Source organism: Halobacillus sp. AWM4_238, from assembly GCF_056158265.1.
In genome coordinates this window covers 1-3,594 of record NZ_JBSWSY010000004.1, presented here as the reverse complement: position 1 = coordinate 3,594, position 3,594 = coordinate 1, and the positions used below count along the sequence as shown (strand labels likewise).

Annotated in this window: 4 protein-coding genes and 1 pseudogene; all 5 read left to right on the top strand. The window is 33.0% G+C overall.

Annotated elements, in window-relative coordinates; all coding sequences use genetic code 11:
• Window positions 1-589: 589 nt before the first annotated feature.
• Complete coding sequence (locus tag ACXACN_RS19765; protein ID WP_474966964.1) at window positions 590-991, top strand: hypothetical protein; 402 nt, start codon at window positions 590-592, stop codon at window positions 989-991.
• Window positions 988-1,254 carry a hypothetical protein gene (locus tag ACXACN_RS19760; RefSeq protein WP_474966962.1) on the top strand — a complete coding sequence of 89 codons (267 nt, stop codon included), beginning with the start codon at window positions 988-990 and terminating at the stop codon, window positions 1,252-1,254. Before ACXACN_RS19765 ends, ACXACN_RS19760 begins: the two co-directional genes overlap by 4 nt.
• 530 nt (window positions 1,255-1,784) lie before the next feature.
• Window positions 1,785-2,135, top strand: coding sequence for a MazG-like family protein (locus ACXACN_RS19755; RefSeq protein WP_474966961.1), 351 nt, complete (start codon window positions 1,785-1,787; stop codon window positions 2,133-2,135).
• A gap of 984 nt (window positions 2,136-3,119) precedes the next feature.
• The gene (locus ACXACN_RS19750; protein ID WP_474966959.1) at window positions 3,120-3,314 is read left to right on the top strand and encodes a hypothetical protein; all 195 of its coding nucleotides are present in this window, start codon (window positions 3,120-3,122) and stop codon (window positions 3,312-3,314) included.
• Window positions 3,304-3,594: pseudogene (locus ACXACN_RS19745) on the top strand (toprim domain-containing protein); the annotation flags it as partial. The gene ACXACN_RS19750 and the pseudogene ACXACN_RS19745, both read left to right, overlap by 11 nt.

The window sequence follows — 3,594 nt, the reverse complement described above, 5'->3', positions numbered from 1 at the left end:
GAAACAAACAGAATTAAGTAAGAGCAAGAATATAATTGGGGTAGTTGGGTTGCTATCCCTTTCTTGTCATAAAAACTGGAGGTGTATGTAATGAAACGATTCTTTACGGAATTTATTAGTGCAGAAACGCCAAACCAAGATGTATGTCAGGAAGTCGTAGAAGCTAAATCAAGAAATGAACTATTTAAGAGTATGAGAAAACGTAGTGATGTAGGTCTTCTTATTACGTGTAGAAGATAGAGGGGAGGTGTAAACCCTAATGAGTCATGTAAGCACTAAGATTCCAAGAATAAAATCTGAAATTAAAGTGAAAGACCAGTATGTAGAAAATGAGATAAGGATTGTAGAACTGGACACAGATTATGATTTCTTAGAAGGTTTGTTTATAAATCTAGCTTGCTTTATTAGAAGTGATAAGATTAAGAACTACGTGCTGATTTATTCAAGTTAAACGTAAACGGTTGTCTATTATCATTTAAAGAGGGGATACGTGCGTATGAGTTATTAAACATGTACGATAATAGATATGGAACAAGAGAAGGTACAACAATCGGTAATATACATGGAAAACATAATAGGAGGAAGTAAGATGGGAGTATCAATTTTAAAACAATTTCGAAACGATGAGAATCGAGTATTTAAACTGGAAATGATTTCTTCAAGTGCATTCAATGAAAACATCTATAAAGAAATGACAGACTGGGTTAACAGTGAGTTATTTGACAGATATAGTAGTCTTGAAATTGTAACTACAATTAATGGTGTTACTTTTGAAGTTAAACGAGGGGATACACCAGAGCAACTGAAATCTCGTCATGTAAAGAAAAGAGAATTAATCGAGTCAGTAGATAAAGCCCTTAGTTTAAGAGTAGGAGAACCGAAAGCAGTTGTTGTGTTAGAAGCAAAAGAAACACATTTCGTAGCAAACCCTAAGCCTTTGGCACACTCACAAACGAAGGGGTATTATCAAACGAAGAAATTTATCGTTTGATTGATTCAAAATATTTTGTACCGATTCCTTTTAGTGGAACAATTGATATGTTAGTAAACGAAGAAGGAATTCATACAAAGGAAACATCTGTAGATGTTATCACACCTAGAGATACGATTCGTTTATATGGTAAAGTATTATTTGTAAACCGTTCAAACGATGGAGATTATACACCGTTAACACAAAATCAAGAACGTAAACTGATTGATATTGTTCGTGCAAAAGATTTTGGTAAGAACGTATATAAGAAGCAATCCTGTTAAGGGGTTGTTTCTTTCTATTTCAATGTAACTAGGAGGTTTATGAAAACTTAAGAAAGAAATCGAAGAGGAAATCAAGTCATTTGAAAACGCAATTAAAAACTATCGTAAAGCAGTAGCAAACGGAAAGTTTCCTAAGGAAGAACTACCAAACGTCGTACGGCAAACCAAGCAGGTATTTCTGCACTCTTATGGGTGTTAGGAGAGAATGATAGGTTTGATTAAAGGGTAGGTGAAACATGGATAAATCAAAGAGAACAGAAGATATTCAATATTATATGGATAATCTGTTATATTGGACTCACAATACAAGGTGTAATGTGGGTAATTACTTTATATAACCAATAGGAGGAATAAAGCATGAAAAACCCTATCATATTAACTTATAAGAGACATAATACGCAAGTACATGAAGAAACGGTAAATATGAGTATACATGCTACGGAAAGTATGTTAAAACAATTAAGCGTGAAGGATGTAAAGGTACAATCTATTTAGCAAACATAAAAGGTCAGCTTTGGGATTCTGTAGATGTGAAGCAAGTAAATGAGTTAGGTACAGTTATTTTCGAAGAATCAAACTGGGTAACAGCAGGTAATTACATAACGAACTCAATTAAAGATAAGGTGACAATAGAGGACTTACAAAACTATGTAGCAGATTTTAAAAGAGTGAATTGTTATGAAGATGAGTCAGTAGAAAAGAGGATGAACCATTTATTTAAGCAAACTGATAGGTTAGCAGATGCAATCGCACAAGAGAATAAGGAACAAGTAAGTAAAGACTTATATTATGCGATGTGGAATCTAATGGATATTGCAAACAAGCTAGGTGTTGATATAAACGGAGAGTGTAAAAAGAGAATGGAAGAGAAATATGAATAGGGGTAGTTGAGTTGAAACAAAGATGGCGTAAAACAAAGAATACAAAGAGTTGGTTATGTGATTTCTGTCAAAACCTTACCTTAGTAGAAAAAAACTATAAGCCTGAACATGTTGTGATGGTTACATGTGTGGTTGTTACGGAATGGTAAACAATCCAGTGTTATGTAAGAAGTGTGAAAACCGTATGAATCTAAATGCAAAACTAAGAAGTAGAAAACTATTCAAAACGTGAATTACACAACGTAAAAATAGATGTGTATCTACCATAAAGGGGTAGTCGATGTATATTTATAAAGGAACGAAATGGGAGAGATTCAAACATAGATGTAAAAAGATAGGAAAAGGTTTCTTACATGTTTTAGATTATATTATATCGAACATATTAGTCGATTTACTCTTTAAAGGATTCTTTAAACTGATAGGTTGGTTCTTCAAAGGTATATTAAAAGCATTAAAACATTTAATAGAGCATATATTTGATTAAAGGAGGGGTAGTTATGGAAGTAAAACGTATCAATTCAAAAGACAAACAAGGTATTATTGTTATGGGTACAGGAGTAAGGAACTGAATTTAGATTTAATGAGAGAGCAAATCAAGATAATGAAACAAGATGAAGAAGCAATAACAATTAAGAATGGTTATTTACATCATAATTTACCTAAAGCATACAAAAGAAAATAGGCATAAACAACATAACTTCCTTAGAGTAACCTCTTAGGAAGTTTGTTTCTTTAAAAGATACTGTTAACTATGGAAGAAAATGCTAAAACTAGTAAAATAAGTATTGATTTTTGGCGTAACTTATGGTATAATATTAGTATAAGGTTGAAAGAGTAAGTCTGTTAAAATTTTTCGAGGTTAAATGGGTTAACGTTAAATTTTAGTCAAACGGAATTATATAGAATGTAGAAATTTTAAGGAGTGATTCTTTTGTCACAAAACTACGGTAATAATAGTATAGAACAGTTTAGAGGGTGCGGAACGTGTACGTCGAACGTCCTGCGGCGGTATTAGGTTCTAGTGGTATTGAGGGTGCTAAACATGGTGTAACTGAAATTGTAGGTAACTCTGTAGATGAAGGAACAGCAGGGTTCAGCTCAAAACTAGATATTAATTACTTCAAAGATGGAAGTATCTCTATTCAAGAACTATGGTCGTGGAGTACCAATGGGGTATAACGAAAACAAAGGAATTTCAAACTGGTTCTTAGTTTTCAATGAAATGTATGCAGGTGGTAAATATAAAGATTACCAAGAAGAACTAAGAGCAATTAAAAACTGGTCTACATTTAATCCAACTGATTATAACTACTTGTTCTCAATTGGTCTAAACGGACTTGGTGCGGCATCAACCCAGTATACGAGTGAGTTCTTTGAAGCAATCTCTATTACAAACGGTATTGCAACTAAAATGGAATTCCGTGGTGGATATCCTATTTTAAAAGATGCAAACGGTAAT